The sequence below is a fragment of the Vibrio salinus genome (assembly GCF_021272385.1).
Lineage (GTDB): Bacteria > Pseudomonadota > Gammaproteobacteria > Enterobacterales > Vibrionaceae > Vibrio > Vibrio salinus.
This window is the reverse complement of the sequence record NZ_JAJSDZ010000010.1, coordinates 1,166,025-1,189,733: the sequence shown is the minus strand read 5'-3', so window position 1 is coordinate 1,189,733 and position 23,709 is coordinate 1,166,025. Positions and strand designations below refer to the sequence as shown.

The window sequence follows — 23,709 nt, the reverse complement described above, 5'->3', positions numbered from 1 at the left end:
AGTCAAGGGATGGATAGATGAAAGACGCAACCCAAGAGAAACATTTTCAAGACGATATCATCCGCCAGATGCAGGCAGGCGGCTGGGTCGTGGGCACTGGTGAAGGGTGGTATGACCGCGAACGGGCGCTTTATGTGCAGGATGTGCTGGATTTTGTGCAGCAAACACAACCCAAAGAATGGGAGAAGTTCTGCAAAGTTTTCCCCGCCGACTCTGAACGCCATTTCCTTGATGCGCTGGTGGCGCAACTGAAAAAAGCCGATATCAATGCCACAGACCGGGCTTCCCGCACTTACGGTACGCTGGGTGTGTTACGTCACGGGTTAAAAATCCGCAATGCCCGCTTTTCTCTCTGTCAGTTTAAACCCGATCATGATCTCAACCCGGAAACACTCGCCCGCTATCAACAGAATCGTTGCCGCATTGTACCGGAACTGGTTTACAGCCCGTATGCGACCCAGGCGTATTTTGAGATGACCGGCCAGAAAGCCAAAGCGTGGCGGATCGATCTGGTGCTGTTCGTCAATGGCTTACCGGTGGCGACGCTGGAGCTGAAATCAGAATTTAAGCAGGACGTGGAACGGGCGATGGCGCAATATCGCCGTACCCGACTGCCGAAAGATCCGGCCACCAAAAAGCCGGAACCCTTGCTGACCTTTAAACGTGGTGCGCTGGTGCATTTTGCGGTCAGCCAGTTTGACGTCTACATGACGACCCGGCTGGCCGGAGACGAAACCTTCTTCCTGCCATTTAACCGGGGCACTCAGGAAGGCGGTGCGGGTAACGATGTTCCGGAAGATAAAAACCGCTATGCCACCGATTATCTGTGGAATGAAGTGCTGACGCCTGAAAACCTGCTACATATTATTGGCCGGTTTATGCATCTCGAAATCAAGCTGACCGAAGACTGGGAAGGTCGTCAGAGTAAGAAAGAAACGTTGATTTTCCCCCGTTATCATCAATGGGATGTGGTGAACAGGCTGATCAAAGATGCTGTGACAGAAGGATGTGGCAATAAATACCTCATCCAGCACAGCGCCGGGTCGGGGAAATCGAACTCCATCGCCTGGACGGCGCATCAGCTTTCTACCCTGCATGATGCCAGCGGAGAAAAACAGTTCCATTCCGTGATTGTCGTGACCGATCGCACCGTCCTTGATGACCAGTTGCAGGATACGATTTACCAGTTTGAACATGCCGATGGTGTAGTCGGTCGGATTAACCGTGAGGAAGGGCAGGGTTCCAAATCAGAGAAACTGGCACATGCACTGGAGGTGGCGCAGCCGATTATTATTGTCACCATTCAGACCTTTCCGCATGTGCTCAAAGCGATCGAAAACAGCGCCAGCCTGAAAGAACGCCGTTATGCTGTGATTGCTGATGAAGCCCACTCCTCACAAAGCGGCTCAACCGCCCGCCAGCTCAAAGAAGTGCTGATGATCGATGGTGAAGATGACGAACAGGAACTGTCCGCGGAAGATATTCTCGATGCCACCATCGCCGCACGCCGGGGCAGCAGCAATCTCAATGTCTATGCTTTTACCGCCACACCGAAAGCGAAAACGCTGGAGCTGTTTGGCCGTTGCCCGGACCCGACACAACCCGCTTCGAAACAGAACAGGCCGGAAGCCTATCATGTGTATTCCATGCGGCAGGCGATTGAAGAGGGATTTATTCTCGATGTGCTGAAGAATTACACCAACTATAAAGTCATTTATCAACTCAAACAGCAGCTTGAAGCCAGCGATCAGGAAGTCGATGCCGGGAAAGCCAAAGCCCGGCTCAATCAGTGGGTGCGGCTGCATGATTACAATATTGCCCAGAAGGTCAAAGTGATCGTCGAGCATTTTAAGCAAAACGTGATGGGCTTGCTGGGCGGACAGGCCAAAGCCATGGTTGTGACCAGCTCACGCAAAGAAGCCGTGCGTTATAAACTGGCGTTTGACCGCTATGTGGCGCAGCAAGGCTATCAGGGAATTCAGGCGATGGTCGCATTTTCCGGCGAAGTGACGTTTACACCGGATGACCCGGACAGTGTTGCTTTGCTTGATCAATCCTTTACGGAAGTGAACATGAACCCCGGTCTGCGTCAGCGGGAGATGCGTAAAGCATTTGATAGTGACGATTATCAGGTGATGTTGGTGGCGAATAAGTTCCAGACCGGATTTGATCAGCCCAAACTGTGTGCCATGTATGTGGATAAACCCCTGGCAGGCGTGGAGTGTGTGCAAACCCTGTCACGCCTGAACCGGACCTATCCCGGCAAGGCCGAGAGTGGCACCTTTGTGCTCGACTTCTTCAATGAGCCGCAGGAAATTCTCGATGCCTTTCAGCCTTATTATGAAACCGCAGAGCTGGCCGATGTATCCAATCCGGATAAGATTTTTGATCTGTTTGAAAAATTGCGCAGCAGCGGAATTTTCCTCTGGTCAGAAGTGGAACAGTTTGTGACGGCATTTTTCAGCAAAAACAAATCCAATGCGGTGCTGAGTAATCTTTGTAAACCGGCCGTAGAGCGCTGGCGACATCGTTACAGTTCGGCAGTGGAAGCGTATGTTCAGGCAAAAGACATGTTTGAACGGACGAAAAAAACCGCCGACCCGGTGCTGATGGCGAATGCAGAAAACAGCTTCAAAGAATGTAAGCGGGAAAAAGATCGGCTGGAGATCTTCAAAAAAGACCTTGGCAGTTTTACCCGCTTTTATGAGTTTATGTCACAGGTCGTGGTTTACGATGATAAAGCTCTGGAAAAACTCAGCCTGTATGCGCGCCATCTCCGGCCACAGTTGCGGGAACAAATGATTGAGGAAGATGAAATCGACCTCAGTCAGGTGGTGATGAGTCATTATCGTTTATCCAAAATCCGACAGCAGGATTTAAAGCTACGTGAGAATGACGCGGAATACCAGATTGAACCGGGCAATGATATCGGGACCGCCAAGCCAAAGGATAAAAAAGAGGAATGGCTTTCTACGATTCTGGATCGACTCAATGAAGCGTTTGCGGATGAAAACCTGACCGATGGCGATATGCTCAATGCGGTTCGGAAATGGAGTGAAAAGGTCAAAGAGAATGAGACTGTGATGGCGCAAATCCGCAGTAATACTAAAGCTCAGGCGATGCTGGGTGACTTTCCGGTTGCCGGAGATAATGCGGTGATGGCCAGTTCTGGCGCGGAACAGGAAATGATGCTGAAGTATTTAAGCGATCCGGCGACAAGGCAAACGGTGCTGGATGTGATGTTTGATATGCTGGCCGGAAGTCAAGGGTAAGCATCAATTGGGCGAAGAGATAAAAAAACAACGAGGCAGTATGGCAAATTTTGGCAAAAGTATGCGTATTTTTTTCGCAGATGGTAGTCCCACAGGATTGCGACAGGTAGAGGTTGGTAATTGGTCGGGACTGGCGCTGGCTTGTCCTCGGGTGCGTTTCTCTGAAATAAGTGACTGGCCGGAATCCCAACGGCCCGGAGTATACTTTTTGCTGGAGAAACCTTCCGGTGAAGAAGGAAATCAGGTCTATATCGGTGAGTCTGAAAATGTCCTCAAACGTCTGGCAAGTCATGATCGTGACCGGGATTTCTGGAATGAAGTCATTATCTTCACCAGCAAGGATGAAAATCTGACTAAAGCACATATCAAGTACCTTGAAGCAAGGTTGATAGAACTGACTCAATCTGCCGATCGCTATACACTGGAGAATGGCAATAATGCGACGAAATCGAGTCTGCCACGTGCGGATATGTCAGACATGGAAGGGTATATTGATTTCATCAAACTGGTGCTTGGCAGTTTGGGACACAAGTTATTGGAACCTGTAGCAAAAGCAGTAGTTGATACACATACTGAGGCCGAATCTGTTGCGCAATATGAGCTGTCTTTTGAAGTCAGTAAAATGATGGCAAAAGGCAGGATGGTCGATGAAGGTTTTCTTTTGCTTAAAGGATCGCAAGTTGTAGCGAAATCTTCTCAGAGTATGCCCGGCAAAGTACAGCACTTCAAAGAAGCATGGATCGAGAACGGCACGCTTAAAAGTAATGGTAACGGATATGTGCTGGCACAGGACAAACTCCTGAGTTCCTCTTCCTATGCTGCTTCATTTGTGGCTGGCAGTAGTCGGAGCGGACCACAAAGCTGGAAAACGTCAGCAGGCGAAAGCCTCAAAGAGCTGGAATCCAGGCTACTGGGACAAGTTTGAAAAATAGCAGGATGCTGGCACGAAAGTCGCCGGTCATCCTGAGAAAGTAATCACAGGAAAAACCATGCCCTTCACCTTCTACACCGACAAATTCAGCAATCTGAATATGGATATTAAAGGCGGCCATAAGCGCCCGCATAAAGTGTGTATGCTGCTGGCGGTGATGGAGCTGATCGAGTTTGGGGTGATTACGAGCAACCGGATTGAGTTTGATTCACAGCTCAAAGCCACGTTCACGTCTTATTTCAACCAGCGCCGGCGTGACAACGACAGAGACACCCCAGAGAATCCGTTTTATCACCTGAAAAGTGAGAGTTTCTGGCATCTGGCTTACCAACCCGGAGTGGACCCGGCGATGGTCTCGGGCTATTCCAAAAAGAATGTCTCGCACGCCTTTCTTGATGAAGCGCTGTTTACTTTTATGAAAAGCCCGATTACCCGCAATGATTTAAAAGATGCACTCAATCAGAATTTGTCCGATTTGGCGTTTTTATACCGTCAGTGGCTGGGGGATACCGGTCACCTTCCTGAAACGATAGAGCATTATTGCAGGGTGATTGAACACGATTTGCCCGTGTGGCTACAGCAGCAGGAATTGACGGATGTGCCGGTGCTGGAAATCAAGTCTTTCCGGGCTTTTCATGAGCTGGTGGTGAAAATCAATCAAAACCGGAAATTACAGGTTCAGGATTCCCGAACGCATGGTGTGTTTTCTCAGGTCATTGAGTCTTACCTTGCCTTTTTAAAAGATTTTACGCAGGTCGACCTACAGAAGGACGTCAGTGATATCATCGATAACCAAAGTCTGACCGAGACGGAAAAGCAAATTCTGGTCAATACCCGCATGGGACAGGGGACTTACCGCAGGCAATTGATCGACCTGTGGCAGGGGTGTGCTGTTACCGGCTATCGTAATACACAAATGCTGGTGGCTTCCCACATCAAACCCTGGCGGAAATCCACGCCGGACGAAAAACTGGATAAATTCAACGGCCTGTTACTGGTCGCCAATCTGGACAAAGCGTTTGACCGCGGTTTTATCTCTTTCGATTCTCACGGCAAAATTCTGATAGCCCGTTGTCTGGAATCGCCGGAAGTGTTAGGCATTCGCGAAGAAATGTCGGTGGCGCTGCTGCCGGAACACCAAACGTATCTTGGTTACCACCGGGGGGAATTATTTAAAGGACGTTAAAGCGCCGGTTGTCCCTGCTGCTGAATGTTATCACGTAAGCACATTTTTCCCCTTCCCAATTGGGAAACCCAAACAAATTCGTTATGATGGGGGCTAACCCAAACTCTGAAGAGTCACCATGATGGCAAAGAAAGGAATGGCTAAAAATCCCCTTGAGATCGATGTTGCGGCGCTGCAGGCGATGAGTGATCCGAAAGTGTACGACAAAGGGGTCGCTCTTGCGAAACGGGGCGCGGTGCGCAATATGAAAATCAGCGGGGATACGGTGACGGCGGTCGTGGATGGCTCCGGTTCTAACGCCTATCCGGTACAGCTTAATGTCGGGCAACATTTCTCGGCCTTCTGCGCTTGTCCGGCGGCGGGGTTTCAGACCATTTGTAAACATGCCATTGCGCTGACACTGACGGCCTGCGGAACCATCACGCCCGAAAAACCGACGGCAGAAGAAAGCGCCGAAACCGGTGATCCGGAGCGTGAAATGATCAAGGCGTATTTGTCCGGACTGGCTCCGCAAGCCCGGATGGAGATGCTGCTGGATTATCTCTATATGGATGAGGTTCAATGGAAAACGCTGCTGACCAAAATTCGTTTGTCGGAACGCCATCTCTCACTACGTGAAATGAAAAGTCTGATCACTCAGGCTCTGCCGCGAAAAAGTCTCTGGAACTGGCGGCAGGTCAGGGATTACTTTATTAAGGCGGAAGAGCAGCTAACCGCTGTGTTTGAGTCACTGGAAGTGATGACGCCGGATCAGCAATGGAAGCTGGTCTGCTACGCGGTCGAGCGGCTGAATAAGGTGCTGGAGCAGATTGACGATTCCAACGGAGAACGGTTTGGTATCGAAGCGTTGATTAACCGGAAGATGCCGGTCATTTTCGGGCAACTTGACTGGAGTGACAGCAAGAAAGCGCAGTGGATGTTTGAGCGGATGTCTTCGTTTGAGTTTGATGTTTTTCCTTCCATTAAAGACGATTTTGCCGACGTCTGGCGCAGTAATTCCCATTTTCTTCAGTTATGCCGCGAAGCGATTGCCCTGCCATCATCTCAAAGGGACTGGTGGGTAACGAATCAGTATGCCAAGCCGTTGATTGAGGTCGCCACCGACTGGCAGGAAGTCATGGCGATTAAAGAGAAAATTGCCCATCGCTGTCGAGATTATCTGGATTTGTGCCGTGAGTATATTGACCACCAACAGCCTCTTAAGGTTGAGTTTTGGCTGGCAAAAGCGCGCAAGGAAGGCGGAGAAAAAGAGAAAACCCGCTGCGATAAAATACAGGTGGATTTATTGTTGTTGCAGGGCGACAAGGACAGAGCGTGGCAACTGGCGAATTGGATGTTTCAACAACGGCCAAATTTTGAAGGGTACCTTGAGCTGGCAGAGTTAAAAGCGATTCATCAGATTGAGGACGATGACTTCTGGGAGCGGGTGGAGCAGCAGTTGATTGGCTGTTATCAGCCACCGCAAAACGGCAGGGTCCGGCACGGCAGCGATGCCATTGTGCAGTTCTATCTGGCCCGAAATGAGCTGGAAAAACTGTGCCACTGGGCGGACAGCCATCAAATTAGCTATGACATGTTGTCGGAAGTGGCGGATCGGGTGCTTGAAAGCCAGCCGGAGAAGGCGCTGAACTACACCATGCGTACGGCTTCTGTGATCATTGGTCAGGGAAAGAAACCAGCTTATCAGCAAGCCCTTCAGGTGCTGCGGAAATTTGAGGCAAAACTGCAACAACAGGCGCCACAAACGTTGGCGGGTTTTTATCAGCAGGTCAACACACTGGCAAAGGAAAACCAGCGTAAGCGCACGATGTACCAGTTATTGAAAACCTGCTATGCCGACCACCTTTAATGTCCGTTTCTGGTTGAAAGCGATGATTACTTGTCAGCTTGTCGCTCCACCAGGGAAATCCTAAACATTCATCCATAAATGTTTCTCTTGAAAGAGCAAACTATCAGGACGATGGCTTGAAGCGTTTCAGAAAAAGATATGTTGAACGAAACCTGTTCCGATTTTTTTATCCGCCGGTTAACCGGTGCAGCTAAAAAATATCTTCCAGCCAATCGACAAAAACTTTCACACGGGAGGCATATTTCCGATTGCGCGGATAAAGTACCGAAACCGGTGAGGGCGCTGGCGGGCAACCTTCCAGCACTGGCACTAAGCGTCCTTCGCTGATATCTTGCGCGACATGGTAGCGGGGCACCTGAATAATGCCTAATCCGCTGCGTGCTGCAATCACCAGTGTCTCTGCTGAATTGACCGTCAGTGACGTGTTGATTGACAGCGTATGCGTTTTGCCGTCGGTACAAAACTCTAACGGCATTGGTGAGCTGCTGCCGGTGGCACGAAAGCCGACCATTTGGTGCTCATCCAGCGCCTGATAATCTGAAGGCAAACCGAATTGTTGAATATACTGCGGAGAAGCGACGGTTACTTCTTCGAGTGTGGCAATCTGTTTGGCGACCAGTTCCTCTGACTGAATATTTCCTACCCGTAACACACAGTCAATCCCTTCCCGGATCACATCGGCAATGCGGTCGCCTTCACTGAGAAATAAATTAATCTCCGGGTATGTTGCCAGAAACTCCGGCAGCTTAGGCATCAGAAAGTGCCGGGCCAGTGTGCCGTGCACGTCGACCCGTAAAGCTCCTTTGGGTTTCTCACCGGATAAAAAGGTTTCTGCATCTTCAACCTCCTGAATGATCGACAGGCAGCGGTGATAAAACGATTCACCATCAATCGTGGGAGAGACCTGACGGGTCGTCCGCTCCAGTAATACCACGCCGATTTTTGCTTCCAGCTTTTTGATGATGTCGGAAACGGTCGAAGCGGGGAGGTTGAGATCTTCTGCCGCAGCGCTGAAGCTTTTTCGCTCAAAGACGCGGGTAAAGACTTTCATTGTGTCGACTCTGTCCATGATGATTCTCTGCGTCTTATTATTCGTTTTTTCCGGATACTGTTACCAAATTTTAGCTGATTATCCGTTTTTTAAGAAGTGATAAATTTGTTTGCGGTCAGTACTTTTAAACAGGATATATCTGGTTCAGTAAGCCGCTCAAGCCATCGGTGGGCGCTTAAAAAAGGACATCGATGCCCTTGTATGTTTGCTCCACTAGATACATCCAGATGATTAATTTATTCTCATTCAATTAAAGGAGAACAACATGTCAGAGTTAACCAAAATCGCTTTAGTTACCGGTGCTTCAAGAGGCATTGGTGCAGAAATCGCAAAACGCCTTGCCAGCGATGGATTCCGGGTTGTTGTTAATTATGCGGGTAATGTGCAGGCGGCAGACAATGTCGTGCAGGAAATCCAATCATCCGGTGGTCAGGCGGTGGCTTTTCAGGCGGATGTGTCTGATGCTGCTGCGGTATCGAAATTATTTGAATTTGTGGAATTCACCTGGGGGCAGGTTAGTGTGTTGGTGAACAATGCCGGGGTGATGGAACTGAAACCGTTAGCTGACGTCAGTGAAGCACATGTTAACAAGATGGTGGATATTAACCTCAAAGGCACGATTCATACGCTAAGAGAAGCGGCTACACGCCTTGCACATGGTGGCTGTGTGGTGAATTTCTCTACTTCAGTGGTTGGGCTAAAGCTGGAAAGTTACGGTGTATATGCAGCAACCAAAGCCGCCGTCGAGACATTGAGCGCCATTATGGCTAAAGAAATGCGGGGAAAAAATATCACAGTAAATGCCATCGCACCGGGTCCGACAGCAACGGATCTGTTCCTGAAAGGCAAATCGGATGAACTGGTTGATCGCCTGGCTAAGATGAACCCGATGGAAAGATTAGGTACACCAGAAGATATTGCTGCCGTGGTGTCTTTTTTAACCGGCCCGGATGGTCGCTGGATCAATGGTCAGGTTTTGCGTGCCAATGGTGGCATGATTTAGTGGAGGCGAACAATGTCACAAAAGTCATGATAGTGAAAGGGTGATTTATATTCATAGCAGTTCAAATGCTTACTCCCATACACCGGAATGGGAGTAAGAGAAAGCTATCTTAAATCAGGTAATCACTCAGTTTTATATCCTAAGTTGATATTAGAGTCTGATGCGCTTATCTGAGATTCATTTCTGACCCTGTTGCTTATTTTTACTAAACCCGGAATTTAGACACCTGACCATCCAATTCCAGATATAGGGCGCTCAGTGTCGAAAATTGGCGACGAATTTCTTGGGATGCTTTGTCAACACCGTCGGTTTGATCTTTCATAGAGATCAGGTTTTCATTAATTTCAGAAGAAACCCCGGATTGTTCCTGAGTTGCAAGAGCTGTTTGTTCGGATAGCTCCTGTACCGTTGTGAAAGCGTTGTTTAATGCATCAAAAACCTCAATGACACTGTCAAAGTTTTCAACAGCACTATTTGCGTTATCTTTGCTGACTTTAATGGTATCAAATGCATCGGAGACACTCTGTGTTAACTGAGTAATCATCTGCTCAATCTTATTAGTACTTTCACTGGTCTGAGTCGCCAGGGTCCGTACTTCGTCAGCAACAACTGCAAATCCTCGTCCGTATTCTCCGGCACGAGCGGCTTCTATGGCCGCGTTTAAAGCCAGTAGGTTAATTTGATCGGCAATGCCCCGTATGACTTCAAGCACGGTAGAAATGTCGATGGAATTTTTTTCCAGTTCTGCTGCTTTAGTCATTGTTGTATCGATATTTCTGACCAGAGAGTCAATACTGTCATGCGAAGAATTAACGACATCTTTTCCTTTATCAATATGGTCAGCAGCTTTTGTCGATGCATCCGATGTGTTAGAAGCCACATCCGCCATTTGTTCATTGGACATGGACATCTCACTTGCGGCACTTACAATGGAGTCACTAGAATCAACCAGTTTCTGAGTGATTTGACTGACCGTGTTGGCAACTTCTTCTAACTGATGGGTGGAATCACCAAGGGCTGAGCTTTTTGTCTGGATAATTTTCATGATAGATTGCAGGTTATCAAGAAAACCATCAAACTCTCTGGCCAGATCACCCAGTTCATCTTTTGATGTTGATTTTATTCTCGCTGTGAGGTCGCCATCTCCTTCTGAGATTTCTTTAATTCGAGAAGAAAGACTATTGACACTTTGAGTGATTTTCATTGGAATGTAATAGCCGATAATGAATGCGATGATAAAACCAAGAATGATGATCGTTATGGCTATATTTTCATAAGTATTAATCTGTTTAGCGACCTTTTCTTCCATACGTTCGCCATGTTTTTTTAATCTTTCTCCGGCTTTATCTAAGATATCCCGTATTTTGTGAAATTTCTGATCCGTAGCGGATAGAATATTTTGTTGATTTGTGGAAGTTTTAAATTCATGGGAATCAATCAATAACGTACTTCGCTTAAACCATTCAGCAAAGAGATGATCAAATGTCTCATATGGAGTTACATACTCAGGTTCTGATGCCATTAAGGTTCGGTACGCCTGAAAGCGGTTGATCGCCTGAAGAGAATTAGCTTCAAAGTCCGCTTTATTTTTATCCAGATCACCTACGCCGGTGATAATCTTTTGTTGAGCTAACCGTGCCTGATAGATGTCTCTGTCTGCATTCAGAATTTCTGACAATGCATTGAGATAGACTTTGAGCCTATCGCGGTCAATACCCTGTTCTCCCCATTCGGATGCGTGTTGTCTGAGTTTAGCTTCGGCAGTATCAACCAGATTACGCAGGGTGTAGAAATCTTTATCAATAGAGGCGAGCTGTTCATTAATCTGTTGGTTGGCTTTATAAATTGTAGGTATATGACGGCTGCTTTTAAACCAGTCTTCATAAAGTTTGTCGAAGTCTTCATATGGTGTGATCAGTTCCGGTTCTTCGGCCAGAAATTCACGGTAACGTTGAAAGCGGTCGTAAACCTGTTGTGCATTTTCTTCAAAGTCTTTTTGTTGTTGAGCTTTGTCTCCGTAGTTAGACAACATTTCAGCTTGCGCTAACCGGGCCTGATAGATGTCCCTGTCTGCATTTAATACAACGGCTATTGCTTCAAAATAAGATTTGGTTTGTTTCTCCATGGCTTTGGCTTCAATTTTTAAAATGACCTGCATGAAGATAAAGATCGTGAGTATCAGTGTTGCCAGTAAAATGATAGGGAGCATCATTTTTAGTCTAATTGATTGAATTCTCATGCCAACCTCTTGAACGAATGATTATTTAGCAATCCAGTGCTTATTATTTATTCGATTTTAGTGTAGTTGTGGATATGAGACTTATCAAATATCAACGTGTTTCATTTTGTGTGTGTCAGAAAAGGAGCAGATGTTATGAGATCAGCACACTGGCAGATAAATGATGAAACTGTGTATATTCATATATCTATAGAAAGAGGCATTATAGGCATTATTAACAGGCAGGCTATCGAATAGAATATTTTGGTCTTTCTCCATTTTTATCTTTGTTTCAGGCCTGGGTAAATATCACTGAATACGACATCTTCAGGTTACTTGGTTATATATCTGCTTAAAATTGTAATCTTTATAATAATAGTACTTATAGATACTAACTATCCTCTATTAATGCATTCTAAAATGTTAACAATTATTAATGTTTCCCATATTTACAGCGGAAAAAGTTACAAATACTATCATCAGAAACAAAAGATTAATAACACCGCGAAGCAATGTAAAATTATTTAAATAAAATGGTGTAACTAGAATGATTAAATTTGATCTGAGTGATGAGACAATTACAGGAATATATACGTCTGATCCGCTAAGATATGCGTTTTCACAAAAAACAAGTGCTCATGCACAGGCAGCAGTACACCCTGTTCCTTTTAAGGACGTGCAAAGTTCCGTTTTGAGTGCATTTTCAACGACAACAACTTGCCACTCTAACCGATGTCTTTATATCCATATTCCTTTCTGTAGGGTGAGATGTACGTATTGTAATTTTTTTCAGAATGCTTCAAGCCGGGGTTTAGTTGATGATTATTTTTCTGCACTTATACAAGAACTTGAGTGGAAATCCTCGTTAACCTGGTCTCAGGCAGCGCCATTTCAAGCCGTTTACGTGGGGGGCGGAACGCCAACGGATCTATCTTCTGAACAACTTCAGTTACTTGCATCTAAAGTTAAAGCTTTATTTCCTTTGACTCCCGATTGTGAAATTACTTTGGAAGGACGCTTAAACAAATTTGATAATGAAAAATTTGAACGTGCACTGGAAGGTGGATTCAATCGTTTTTCATTTGGTGTACAGAGTTTTGATACTAAAGTCAGAAAAGCGGCCAGAAGGCTGGATGATCGCGAGTATCTACTGCAAAAAATTTCAGATCTAAAAAGTTATAATTCGGCACCCATTGTTTTGGATCTGCTATATGGTTTGCCAATGCAGGATCTGGATATCTGGCAGCGTGATCTTGAGGGATATCTGGAATCAGGCGCTGATGGGGTCGATCTTTACCAGCTAATTGAAATGCCAGGGATGCCAATGGAAGATAAAGTTGCTCAGGGGAAATTACCACCACCGGCATCGACAGAAATGAAGGCGACAATGTTTGAAATGGGCGTAAATTTCATGGAGAAACATTATCAGAAAAGACTCAGCGTGAATCACTGGACTTCAGACAATCGTGAGAGAAGTATCTACAATTCACTGGCAAAGACGAACGCAGAGGTATTGCCCGTTGGAGCCGGAGCCGGAGGAAACATTGCTGATATTCAACTAATGCAATACCGTAAACTGGATGATTATCTGAAAGCGATAAAAAGCCAAAATATGCCGGTAGGGATGGTATTTCGTCAAACAGTTGACTTTGATTTGTACGCTGAAATAAAGTCGGGTTTGGATAAAGGGGTTTTATCTAAGAATAAACTGAATTCTGTTGCGAAAATGGATTTGTTCAGTCAGTTACGAACATTATTTGAAATTTGGCAGAAAAATGGCTTAATTGAGTTAAATAATTATTATGTTGTATTAACAACCGCAGGACAATTCTGGTCCGTAAATTTGGCACAAAATTTAATTAAAGTAATTGAAAAGGGACACCAGCCAATGTGTCAAGAAATGATGAGAACGGGTTCTTAAAATAGTGTTTTTCAATCATTATGAATGAACTTTAGATAAAATGAAGAAATTGGCTGCCAAATAATGTATTTAAGAAAATAATGTATGAGACCATATTGTTTAATAAAGCGTAAAAATATTAACAAATATTAATAAATCCTATGCTGGATTCCATTGCGAATTATTCTCATCTTAATTATTCTCATCTTAATTATTCTCACCAATTTAGCCCTCTATTCTGTCTGGCAGACAAAACGAAATCAGTCAAAACTGAAAATGATTATTTAAGGATATGACATGGAATCATTGCGCTCTAAAATTTCACTGAGTCTGAAACAAGAACCACAGCTGTTGCCCTCCGAGATGGCCGAGAAATTTGGTATTAGTGAACTGGAAATATTACAGGAATTCCCAAAGGATACTGTGACCATCGTTGATGGAAGCCATGCTGAAATGTTGCTGACAGAAATAGCCGGTTGGAAGACAAATGTTACTTCTATCATGCAGTTAGGTGGCTCTATTTTTGAGGTTAAAGCGATTTTACCAGTAGGAAAAAAAAGCATGGGCTATTTTAATCTCATGGGGCAACCCGGACAGCTTCAGGGACATTTAAAACTGGAAAATATATCTAAGGTTTGCTTTGTCAGTAAGCCTTTTATGGGAAAAGAAAGTCATTACTTTGGTTTTATAGATAATAACGGAAATACAATTTTTAAGATTTACCTGGGAAGAGATGAGCAACGTAGATTGTTATTGCCCCAAATAAAAGCCTTTAAGGAATTAAAAGAAAAGTTAGCAAACTAGAGAAAAGATTAGGAGAAAAATAGTATGGATTCAATGGTACAAAAGGAGAGATTACAACATCGTCTGGAGCCTGAAATTCATGATTTCCGCGAACAGTGTCAGACTCTGCAACTGGCGACTGTCGATTCACAAGGGAATCCAAACGTTAGCTATGCGCCATTCGTTTATAACGAAGAGGGATATTTTGTTCTTATTTCAGAGATTGCACGCCATGCAAGAAATTTGCATGAAAATAGAAGTCTTTCAATGATGATGATTGAGGATGAAGGGAGTTCAAAACAGTTGTATGCACGTAAACGGCTGACTTTTGACGCTAGAGCAAATTTTATAGAACGGGAAAGCGATAAGTGGCATCAGATAATAAGGCAGCTACAGGAGCGCTTTGGTCCGATTATCAATAATCTGAGTCAGATGAAAGATTTTAAATTGTACCACCTGACAACGGAAAAAGGATTGTATGTCAAAGGGTTTGGTAAGGCCTACCATGTATCGAGTGAGGATTTAATTGACTTTGTTCATTTGGATAAAGGTCACGAGCCTGTATCAAAAATGCATGTGTTTCCCGAGTTGCAAAAAGTCTGATTAGTTCTGAGAGACGTTTTCTTCGATATCTGAAAGAGCCGTCAGGCTCTTTTATTTTGAGCAGTAATATTAACGAATATTAATATTTTTCTACTACCTTTCTTTTTGAGAATGGTTATCATCATCATTATTGTTAGTGAATGGGAAGTTCCCCGATAACCGATGTATTTTCGTACTAATGACTTTATTAGATGCAATTAACCGTTCCGGAAAAAATATCCAGGCAATGTCCGAATGTTTGTGGCGACGCTTTTGTAATGAGCAGTCGGGTTCGGTTCTGCCGCTTACCGTTCTTGTATTTGCCGGTGCTTTAACTGCCGTTGCTTATTCTTTGGATACAACACGAACTGTGGACAGTATTTCACAGGTAAAACGAGCAACCGACACGGCTGCACTGGCCATCGGGTACAAAGAAATGGCAAACACAAATGGTGATGATAACGAAGCTCTGAGAGCACTGGCGAGCGGTTATATTTTGTCAAATCTTGGCTTAGATAGCGAATTGGCAGATCAGGTTGATACATCTTCTGTTCAGGTTGTTAAATCAGAAGCAGATTCCGGGTCGGTGACTTACAAAGTATCGGTTCGTGTTACTGCGGAATCTTCCGTTCTGGGGGCTGAGTCAAAAGAGGAAGTGATTTCGTCTACAGTGGAGGTCATGAGTCGTCCTACCGAAGTCGCCCTGATGTTGCCGAATTCTTATTATGAAAGTAATAGTGATATTTCTGCTCTAAAACGGTTGGCGAATGAGTTCGCGCAAGATTTTATTAGTGATGATAGTCAATCTGACAGCAACGGATATCGATGGCTTTCATTGGTTCCATACAGTTCGGCAGTGAATGTTTATGATAATGATCATCCTGCACGCATTCAGCAGTGGTCAGGAACTAATTTGAAACCACCTGAATTAAGATCATTGTTTAATTCTGGCAAGGCAAGCCACCTGAATGATACCCGGATTCCGGACAGAGTCGCACATCTGTTATGTTTATACCGAGGATTGGATAAAGATGAAAATTATTACTGGGATCGTTCGGTAAATGAGCAGTTCAGTCTTTTTTATCGAGTTGCCGATCCCTCATTTGGTTCTCCCGGAGCAACACCAATATCATGGGTGGGACCGAATCCATATTTATGGCCTGAGTTCTCCGGAGCAATAGGAACCCGCTGGATGCTTGCGGATAAAGGATGTCCTAATACACCTGTTTTACCTTTAACGAACAATCTGAACAAAATTAGTGAGCGTTTGAATATGATGACGCCCAGAAATAATGTGAATTACGCCATTGCGATGGGATGGGCGGCAGTAACACTATCACCCCGAATGCGTGGTAACTCTGGCTGGGGTGATCTTGAATTACCTTTAGACTTTAGTTCAGATGACCAGAATTATAAGGCGATTGTGATGCTGGCTCATATTAAAGGAAGCCAGTTAGACACAGACCGTTATAATTTTCGGCAGCAGGCCTATGAGAGTGAATTAGCAAGCGGAGCAAACAGGAAGTCTATCGCCAAACAGCGGTTTATTAGCTTGTGCAAAAGCTTTCGCCGTCGGAATCTGCACGTGTATTTTGTTGGTGTCAGATCTGGAAATACCGCAGACACAGGAAGAAAAACTTATGAACAATATATGGCTCCGGGAATGAAGATATGTACTGAGGGTGAAGATAACATACATTTTGTCAGTGCAAGTGGTTTTTCTGATGGTGAAACGCAGTTAGAGGACGTATTAGAGAACATTGCAAAAGATGTTCAGAAGAATTACTACGTACGTCTAATAGAGTGACTGACACAATATGATTGGATGACTGGGAAAAAAGATGAAAGGGTTTACTTCGGACTTATTGCTCCATGCATTTGCGCTTGAGCCACGGATTGTATTTGATGCTGCAGTTACTTCAACGGTAGATTCTGTTAGTGGCAATAGCAGTGATGCCAGCAACTCTGGTAATGAGACAAGTACAATTGAGACGACAACATCAGATGTGGCGGCCGACAGTAGCGTATCAGGAGAGGCTACTACGATAACGGTCACTACCGAACAAAATACGATTGAAGGCGATAGTTATACGAATTATTTAGCCGATAGTAATTGGTCGAATACAGCAAAGAATATTGATGATTTGGTCCTGTCATCTGATGGTAAATATGCCTATTCAGTGACTTTTACCTCTGGTTCTTATCATAATGCTTATTCATCTGTTGTATGTGTTTTTTCTGTGAGTGATGATGGCAGCTTATCATTGGTAGAAACCGTATATAACGCTGATCGTAATGGTGTCATCAATGATGGACTGAGTGGTGCCAGTTTGATTACGCTTTCATCGGATGAGTCTGTTATCTATGTTTATAGTGAAACAGATAGTAGCATTGTTACATTTACCAGGGATGGTGATACAGGAAAAATCATTTATCAACAATCACAGGATGTTTCAACATTAATCGGTTCCGATTCTGCTTCTGATCTAAAGGCTAACAATGGTTATTTGTATTTAACAGAAGGGGATAGTGTTTATGTTCTTCAGTCAGGAAATGACAGTTATTTAAGCGTACTGGCAACGTATACTGGCAGTGAGAACACTGATGTCAGTAATAATGGCCAGATGTCATTTTCTGAAGATGGCAGAATGTTATTTGTCGGTAGTACCGGTGATAGTTCTGTCATGAGTGTCTTCGCTGTAAGCTCTGAAGGAACACTGTCTTTTTCAGGAACGGTTGAAGGTACGGACACTTATTTTATTAGTTCGATTGTGAGTACATCCGATGGCAGTGAGGTTTTTGCCTTTCAAAACGGTACTGATGGTACGACTAGAGTGTTGGCGATGTATCGTGATTCCGCTGGGAGTTATCAGATAGCCGGAACTTATGATGTTAGTGACGATGTCACGTCATTGATGGTCAGTTCAGACGATAGCACATTGTTTACCTTCGGGACATCTGTCAATGCTTATTCTATTGAAACTGACCATAGGCTCGGTGATTCGGTTACGATGAATAGTGAGTCTGCGCAAACCAGTAGTCATGGGGTAGTGAGTGTCGCTTATTCTTCAGGTAGCGAGCACATCATTGCCGTTTCAACAAGTGGTCTGAGCGTTTTTAGTTATGAAATTCCGGATGTTAATTATACTGAAGGTAATGATGCCGTAGTGGTTCTTCCTGATGGCGTTATCGGTGATTCAGTATTGGATGCTTTGGATAACTATTATGGGGCAAGTATTACCATCGCCCGAACAGAAAGTGACTCTTCAGACCTATATATTTTTATTGATGGCAATAGTCTGACCCTGAATATTGACGGAAATATTGAATTAAACGAAAGCGTCATTGCAACCTGGAGTTCATCATCCGATGGTGTGACAGTGAGCTTTACGGATACTGTCTCTCAGTCAACGGCACAACAGGTGCTACGCCAGATTGCTTATAAAAATACCAGTGATGACCCTGATGCAAATGGTTCTCCGGTTACTCTGAACATTACGCTCAAAGATGGTAGCGGAAGTCAGGATACTCTCGATGTAACACTAAATCTGACTGATGTTAATGACGCACCAACGATGACGTATAAAGCGGTTATTGATGATTACACATCCGGCGGTGATTATATATCGCTGTTTTCAGAGACCAGCATTGATACGGTAGAAGCGGATCAGACCATCTGGAAGGTCATGGTTACAGTCTCCGGAAGCTCCGATGATGATGTGTTGAATGTGGATGGCAATATTATCAGTCTTACAACGACGTCCGGTACGAAAAAAACAGTTAATGGTTTTGATTATCAAATAACTGAAACGGATGATGGAGTAAAGACGGTGATTTTATACGTTAATAGCTCTGTTGAGGATACAGTACAGCTTATTGATTCAATTCAGTACCGTAATACATCTCTTGATGAATCTGGGGACCGAATATTCAATCTCTCTGTTCAGGAACTGGGTGTCAGTGAGAATGAGACAAGCAGTCTGGGAAGTGGTAGTACAATACATGTTGTTGCTGATTCCGGAGAAAATGCGCTGAGTATGATTTCTGGTGAGAGTACTTCTGCTGTTACGTATACAGAAAATAGTGGAGAACAGGCATTTTTAACAGGTATTACGATTAGTGACTCAGAAATGGACTCAAGAAATGGAGGCGCGGGTAACTATGATGGTGCAACACTGACGGTTAGCATTGATACCAGTGATTCGGGGGGAGAGCTTATTTTTGCCGATAGTGATGAATATACCTATTCTAATGGGCAGATTTCAAAAGATGGTGTGGTTATTGCCTTAGTAGACGTTACAAATTCTGAAATGAAAATTACATTTACTGAGGTCTATAAACAGATACCAACCACAGAAGATGTGAATGCGGTTGCTGCGCTCGTCCATTACACAAATCATTCTGATGCTTTACCCGCTAGTAGTAGTCTGATAGTCACTCTTACCGATAGTTACGAACAAAGCTCTAATTCTTATGTTGTTACAATTAATAATATTAATGTAAATGATACCCCAGAGATGTCATTGGGTGACCTGTACGAATTGGGCGTGTTGAGTAGAGTAACATCTACCGATGATCTAACGGAGATTGAAAATGTTTCCAGTGCCACGCTCAGTGATTCCGGTGAACGATTATTCATTATTGGAGATGATGGAAAGATTGCCGTTTATGATGTGAATTCAGAGTCCGGCGAATTGACTTTTTTATCGCTTAATGCAATAAGCGTTGAAGCGTCATCAGCTACCACTATCCTCTCTGACAGCGATGGTAGTCATTTATATATCATGGCAAATAACAGTAGCAGTGAAATTACGGTTTATTCAGTCGATGAGCAAGGTCTAATAGTCCAGGAGCAGGTTGTTACTCTCGATTATAAATTAACCTCCAACTTCGGTGCCATGTCAAATATGACGTTATCAGATGATGGTAGTTACATTTTTTTTACATCTTCCCGCAGCCTTTTTGCAGTATCAATTGATAGTTCTACCGGAGAACTGAATGAAGAGGGATTATTAAAGTTTAGTTCTGCCTGGTCAGAACCTTATATATATAGTCCTACTGCAGTGACTACATCTGGTAATTATGTATTTGTGACAACAAATTTTGTCTCACCAACATTAATTGCTTATAAAATTACTGATTCTGGTATTGACTGGGTTGGCTACATTCGCGATGGAGATTCAGATTCTGATGGGAATAGCGTGTCTGTCAGCAGTAGTATCATTGATTTGGAAGTAAGTGATGATGAGCAATATGTATATGCTGCCACTGATAGCAGCGTTACTGTTTATCATTTTGATTTAGATTCATTCACTCAAATATCATCTTTAAATATCGATAATATCAATGATATTGCTGTATCAAATGATGGGACAACGATATATGTCACAACAGGCTCAAAAGAATTACTTCGTTATACACTGACCGATGGGACAACACTTACACGTCTTGATAGTACTCAACTGGATTCTGCCGATGCCACAATTAGTGTGACGGGCCAGGGTGAGTTTTTTGTCGGAGATCATAATTATACCTTATACCAGACGAATCAGCCGGTACTGAGTGTGGCGTTTGGTGAGTCAACATTAATTGCTACCGATATGTCACTTTTTGATCCCGATTCTGATAGTTATAGCGGTTTTACGGTGACGGTTGAAAGGGCAGGTAATACAAATACTAATGACATTTTTACGATCGATTCGGATTCTGATTATACTGTTAACGATAATGGTAATGTCATATTGAACGAAGAAGTTATTGCATCCATTTCTTCAGAAAACGGTATTTTGAAACTTTCAGTTACAGGTAATCTGACAGAGATTCAATTGGAGCAATTGTTACAGAACATTCGTTATGACAGTAGTTCATTAGCGGAAGGTGGGGAAATTTCCTTTACGCTAACAGTTTACGATCCCAGTGGCGAAAAAGTATCTCAGGCATTGACTCTTGATGTAGTTGAGGCTCCGGTTGTTAATCTTGACAATGTGACACTTGTCGATGGAAAAGCCGATACATTATACCGTCAGAGTTTACCGGATACGATTGTAAGTGATCCCGCGGAGCGCGCTTTGAGCTGGGAAGTCAGTGGACTACCTCAAGGACTGAATTTTGATTCCGAAAATTTGTCAATATCCGGAATACCAACTGAGTCTGCTGAATATACTATTAACTTTGTTGTGACAAACAGCGGCGGGGAAAAGATTTCATTTGATCTAACACTAAATATTGCTCTGTCTGATGCTGATGCCACTCCTGTCAATCATATAACGGACTCATATATTTCGTTTTATGAAAATCAAGCCATCAATTATGTATTTTCAACGGATGGTGTCACGGATCCTCAGAAGCTGGATTTAGCCTGGCTGGTAAAAGGCTTGCCTGATGGCCTTAATTTTAATACAGATACCTTAACATTATCAGGGATTGTGAGCGAGAGTGGAAGCTATGAGCTTACTTTTACCGTGACAAACTCTTTGGGGCTTGCTACGACGTTTCGTTTTAGCTTATCAGTAAATGAATTACCGGTAGAACCGAATATTTTGCAACAGCGTCTTAACGATACAACAGATATTATTGATTTAAGTACACCCAAGCTGGCATCACTGTCAAATAATGATTTTTCTTCCTCCAATTTAGATGTCTCATACAGTACTACTTATGTTTCAGGTTATCTCTCTGGAAAAACGTCGGATAATGCGTATACGTCATTCTATCAGTTAAATGACTGGCTGAGCGATTTGCGTCAACCCGATACAGTCACGACAATTCAGGGTCAGGAGATGACGGATAATTCAGTTTCGTTCGATTTGTTCAATGCGCTCCATGGACAGGATAGACAAATCCTTCAGGTTTCTTTGACCAATGGGTTGTCCCTCCCTGAAGGTGTTCAGTTTAATCTGGAACGTGGGAATGTCACCATAGACACTGGTTTGTTACATCGGCTGGGGCACATTTCTATTTCTGTGACTGTCATGGATGCCTCCGGAGAAACGAAGATAATCAATGTCGATCTGAAAGATCAGATTCATGGAAGTACAACTGAGGCAACTGATACGACTAATCTTGAACATCAGGTTAGAGAAGCGAGTTCTCGGGCCTTGAAAGCAGAAGCCCAAATGTTGTTAGCCGAATTGAGGGCAAACTGATGATCTACTCTTCATTAAATATATCGGGTCGTATACCGACTCTGTTCAATAAGTAACTTACAGTGGTAATCCGTAGTGAAAAACACAACGTGTAGCTCAAAAAATATGTCCGCGAAACTTTCCGTTACAGGTGTCGTCGCATTATTTATTGCTGGTTGTACTATTCATCCACATAACATCAGTGATGAAGAGAAATCCGCTATATTTCTTAAAGATCAGACTGAAATGTTTAGTCAGCAAGAAACAATTTCTCACCCTTTGACGCTTGAAGAAGCCATGGCCCGTGCTGTGAAATATAACCTTAGTGGACGTCTTGCCGTGATGAGAAAAGCACTTGAAAAGCGCTTGCTTGATAGTAAAAGTTACGAATTACTTCCCTCGGTTGCTTCGAGTGCTGGCTGGCGGACCCGAGACAAGCTTGCTGCGTCATCAAGTGAATCGCTTGAGACCGGGACACAATCTCTGGAACCATCAACCAGTCAGGATAAAAAATTAAGAAATGCCGATCTATCACTATCATGGAATATCCTAGATTTTGGTATTGGTTATTTCGGTGCCAGAATACAGGCTAATAATGTGTTGGCGGCTAACGAGCAACGTCGGGCTGTTATTGCGGATATTATTCAACAGGTACGTAGTGCATATTGGGCTGCTGCGACAGCACAAGATCTGGAACCAGGAGTTAAGGCAATATTGGCTGAGGCGAAAGAAGCATTGAAAAAAGCACGTCAGACTGAAATAGAGAGGCTTATCGCACCGGTTGATGCAATGAGATATCAGAAAAGTCTGCTAAAAATGATTAGTCAGCTTGAGAATTTGTCCGCTGAATTAATCAATGCTAAAACGCAGTTGGCAACACTTATGAACATAGCACCTACAACGCCTTATACATTGGCATCTATTGGAGAGAGTGGCACTAAGTTACCGAAAGTTAATTATAGTCTGGAGAATCTTGAGTCTTTAGCAATGATTAACCGTCCTGAAATAAATGAAGAGGTTTATAAAGCGCGTAATGCTGTATTAGAAACCCGGTCACAATTGACCCATCTTTTACCCGGAGCATCACTGTTTGTTGGCACTCATTATGATAGTAACAGTTACCTGGTCAATCAGAACTGGGCCGATGCTGGTGTGCAGGTAAGCTGGAATTTGATGAATGTGTTTTCTTACAGTTCTGTAAAGAATGCAGGAGAAGCAAAAGAAAAAGTAGCAGAAATACGCCGGCAGGCACTTCGTATGGCTGTTTTGACTCAAGTTAATGTTGCATGGCACCAATATCATCAGTCGCAGAATCAGTATAAAAATGCGACCGAGTTATTGAGGTTACAAAATGGTATTGAAGCTCAGACTCGGCATGCTTATCAAAGTAGTATGAAATCCAGGTTGGAGCAGATCCGAATGAAAACAGAAACGGTTTTGATAACTCGCCACCGGGATCAACAGTTAGCGAAAGCACAATCTTCATTAGGTGCAATCTATCAGGCTGCTGGTTTAGATCCGCTTCCTGAACAAATACAGAATCAGAGTATTAAAGCCTTGACCCTGGCTATAGCACAAAAGCGCGTAAGGTTACTCAATGGAGAACTTAGCCAACAACAACCGCCATTGCTGACAAAAATTCCGCCATTTGTCACAGAAACCTTCTTACCTTCTGTATCAGAGAAAACAATACCGGAGAGTCGAACTGTTATCAGCGAATCACCAGATTATGTCTCTACATTTGAGAATCTTGGCTCACTGAAAGCAACCATTATTCGTGATTACACAACTTCTGCTAAATATGAGTAAT

The 23,709-nt window shown here is 43.8% G+C and carries 13 protein-coding genes; 11 read left to right on the top strand and 2 right to left on the bottom strand.

Annotated elements, in window-relative coordinates; translation table 11 throughout:
• Window positions 1-17: 17 nt before the first annotated feature.
• From LRQ06_RS18970 to LRQ06_RS18955, 4 genes are all read left to right on the top strand, one after another.
• Entirely contained in the window at window positions 18-3,272 is a 3,255-nt protein-coding gene (locus LRQ06_RS18970) for a type I restriction endonuclease subunit R (RefSeq protein WP_232768611.1), read from the top strand.
• A 40-nt stretch (window positions 3,273-3,312) separates the two neighbouring features.
• A complete protein-coding gene (locus LRQ06_RS18965) occupies window positions 3,313-4,197 on the top strand; it encodes a GIY-YIG nuclease family protein (protein ID WP_232768610.1) in 885 nt (294 codons plus the stop codon).
• Window positions 4,198-4,261: 64 nt separating this feature from the next.
• Window positions 4,262-5,389, top strand: a complete 1,128-nt coding sequence (locus tag LRQ06_RS18960) for an HNH endonuclease (protein ID WP_232768609.1) — start codon at window positions 4,262-4,264, stop codon at window positions 5,387-5,389.
• 118 nt (window positions 5,390-5,507) lie between these two features.
• A complete protein-coding gene (locus tag LRQ06_RS18955) occupies window positions 5,508-7,238 on the top strand; it encodes an SWIM zinc finger family protein (protein WP_232768608.1) in 1,731 nt (576 codons plus the stop codon).
• A gap of 190 nt (window positions 7,239-7,428) precedes the next feature.
• Here the strand turns inward: LRQ06_RS18955 and LRQ06_RS18950 are convergent, their stop codons facing one another.
• A complete protein-coding gene (locus LRQ06_RS18950; protein ID WP_232768607.1) occupies window positions 7,429-8,307 on the bottom strand; it encodes a LysR family transcriptional regulator in 879 nt (292 codons plus the stop codon).
• A gap of 247 nt (window positions 8,308-8,554) precedes the next feature.
• Between LRQ06_RS18950 and LRQ06_RS18945 the strand changes: the two genes are divergently transcribed.
• Window positions 8,555-9,292 carry an SDR family oxidoreductase gene (locus LRQ06_RS18945; RefSeq protein WP_232768606.1) on the top strand — a complete coding sequence of 246 codons (738 nt, stop codon included), beginning with the start codon at window positions 8,555-8,557 and terminating at the stop codon, window positions 9,290-9,292.
• Between the two features lie 205 nt (window positions 9,293-9,497).
• Here the strand turns inward: LRQ06_RS18945 and LRQ06_RS18940 are convergent, their stop codons facing one another.
• Window positions 9,498-11,531 (bottom strand): methyl-accepting chemotaxis protein, encoded by a 2,034-nt coding sequence (locus LRQ06_RS18940; RefSeq protein ID WP_232768605.1) that lies wholly within the window; start codon window positions 11,529-11,531, stop codon window positions 9,498-9,500.
• Between the two features lie 526 nt (window positions 11,532-12,057).
• On the opposite strand from LRQ06_RS18940, the gene hutW reads away from it, so the two are divergent.
• The 6 genes from hutW (at window position 12,058) to LRQ06_RS18910 (ending at window position 23,708) form a co-directional block, all read left to right on the top strand.
• The gene (gene hutW, locus LRQ06_RS18935) at window positions 12,058-13,431 is read left to right on the top strand and encodes a heme anaerobic degradation radical SAM methyltransferase ChuW/HutW (RefSeq protein WP_232768604.1); all 1,374 of its coding nucleotides are present in this window, start codon (window positions 12,058-12,060) and stop codon (window positions 13,429-13,431) included.
• 276 nt (window positions 13,432-13,707) lie between these two features.
• Window positions 13,708-14,214, top strand: a complete 507-nt coding sequence (gene hutX / locus LRQ06_RS18930; RefSeq protein ID WP_232768603.1) for a heme utilization cystosolic carrier protein HutX — start codon at window positions 13,708-13,710, stop codon at window positions 14,212-14,214.
• A 24-nt stretch (window positions 14,215-14,238) separates the two neighbouring features.
• A complete protein-coding gene (hutZ, locus tag LRQ06_RS18925) occupies window positions 14,239-14,796 on the top strand; it encodes a heme utilization protein HutZ (protein WP_232768602.1) in 558 nt (185 codons plus the stop codon).
• A 178-nt stretch (window positions 14,797-14,974) separates the two neighbouring features.
• Window positions 14,975-16,582: a hypothetical protein gene (locus tag LRQ06_RS18920; RefSeq protein WP_232768601.1), complete on the top strand. Its 1,608-nt coding sequence runs from the start codon at window positions 14,975-14,977 to the stop codon at window positions 16,580-16,582.
• Window positions 16,583-16,616: 34 nt separating this feature from the next.
• On the top strand, window positions 16,617-21,920 hold the full coding sequence (locus LRQ06_RS18915) for a putative Ig domain-containing protein (RefSeq protein ID WP_232768600.1): 5,304 nt from the start codon (window positions 16,617-16,619) through the stop codon (window positions 21,918-21,920).
• A 75-nt stretch (window positions 21,921-21,995) separates the two neighbouring features.
• A complete protein-coding gene (locus LRQ06_RS18910) occupies window positions 21,996-23,708 on the top strand; it encodes a TolC family protein (RefSeq protein WP_232768599.1) in 1,713 nt (570 codons plus the stop codon).
• The last annotated feature ends 1 nt before the right edge of the window (window position 23,709 follow it).

Excerpts from the sequence above, each read along its gene's own strand:
- LRQ06_RS18940 (WP_232768605.1), bottom strand. The coding sequence starts at position 11,531 with ATGAGAATTCAATCAATTAGACTAAAAATGATGCTCCCTATCATTTTA.
- hutW (WP_232768604.1), top strand. The coding sequence starts at position 12,058 with ATGATTAAATTTGATCTGAGTGATGAGACAATTACAGGAATATATACG.
- LRQ06_RS18970 (WP_232768611.1), top strand. The coding sequence starts at position 18 with ATGAAAGACGCAACCCAAGAGAAACATTTTCAAGACGATATCATCCGC.
- LRQ06_RS18950 (WP_232768607.1), bottom strand. The coding sequence starts at position 8,307 with ATGGACAGAGTCGACACAATGAAAGTCTTTACCCGCGTCTTTGAGCGA.
- LRQ06_RS18920 (WP_232768601.1), top strand. The coding sequence starts at position 14,975 with ATGACTTTATTAGATGCAATTAACCGTTCCGGAAAAAATATCCAGGCA.
- LRQ06_RS18965 (WP_232768610.1), top strand. The coding sequence starts at position 3,313 with ATGGCAAATTTTGGCAAAAGTATGCGTATTTTTTTCGCAGATGGTAGT.
- LRQ06_RS18945 (WP_232768606.1), top strand. The coding sequence starts at position 8,555 with ATGTCAGAGTTAACCAAAATCGCTTTAGTTACCGGTGCTTCAAGAGGC.
- LRQ06_RS18955 (WP_232768608.1), top strand. The coding sequence starts at position 5,508 with ATGATGGCAAAGAAAGGAATGGCTAAAAATCCCCTTGAGATCGATGTT.
- hutZ (WP_232768602.1), top strand. The coding sequence starts at position 14,239 with ATGGATTCAATGGTACAAAAGGAGAGATTACAACATCGTCTGGAGCCT.
- hutX (WP_232768603.1), top strand. The coding sequence starts at position 13,708 with ATGGAATCATTGCGCTCTAAAATTTCACTGAGTCTGAAACAAGAACCA.
- LRQ06_RS18915 (WP_232768600.1), top strand. The coding sequence starts at position 16,617 with ATGAAAGGGTTTACTTCGGACTTATTGCTCCATGCATTTGCGCTTGAG.
- LRQ06_RS18960 (WP_232768609.1), top strand. The coding sequence starts at position 4,262 with ATGCCCTTCACCTTCTACACCGACAAATTCAGCAATCTGAATATGGAT.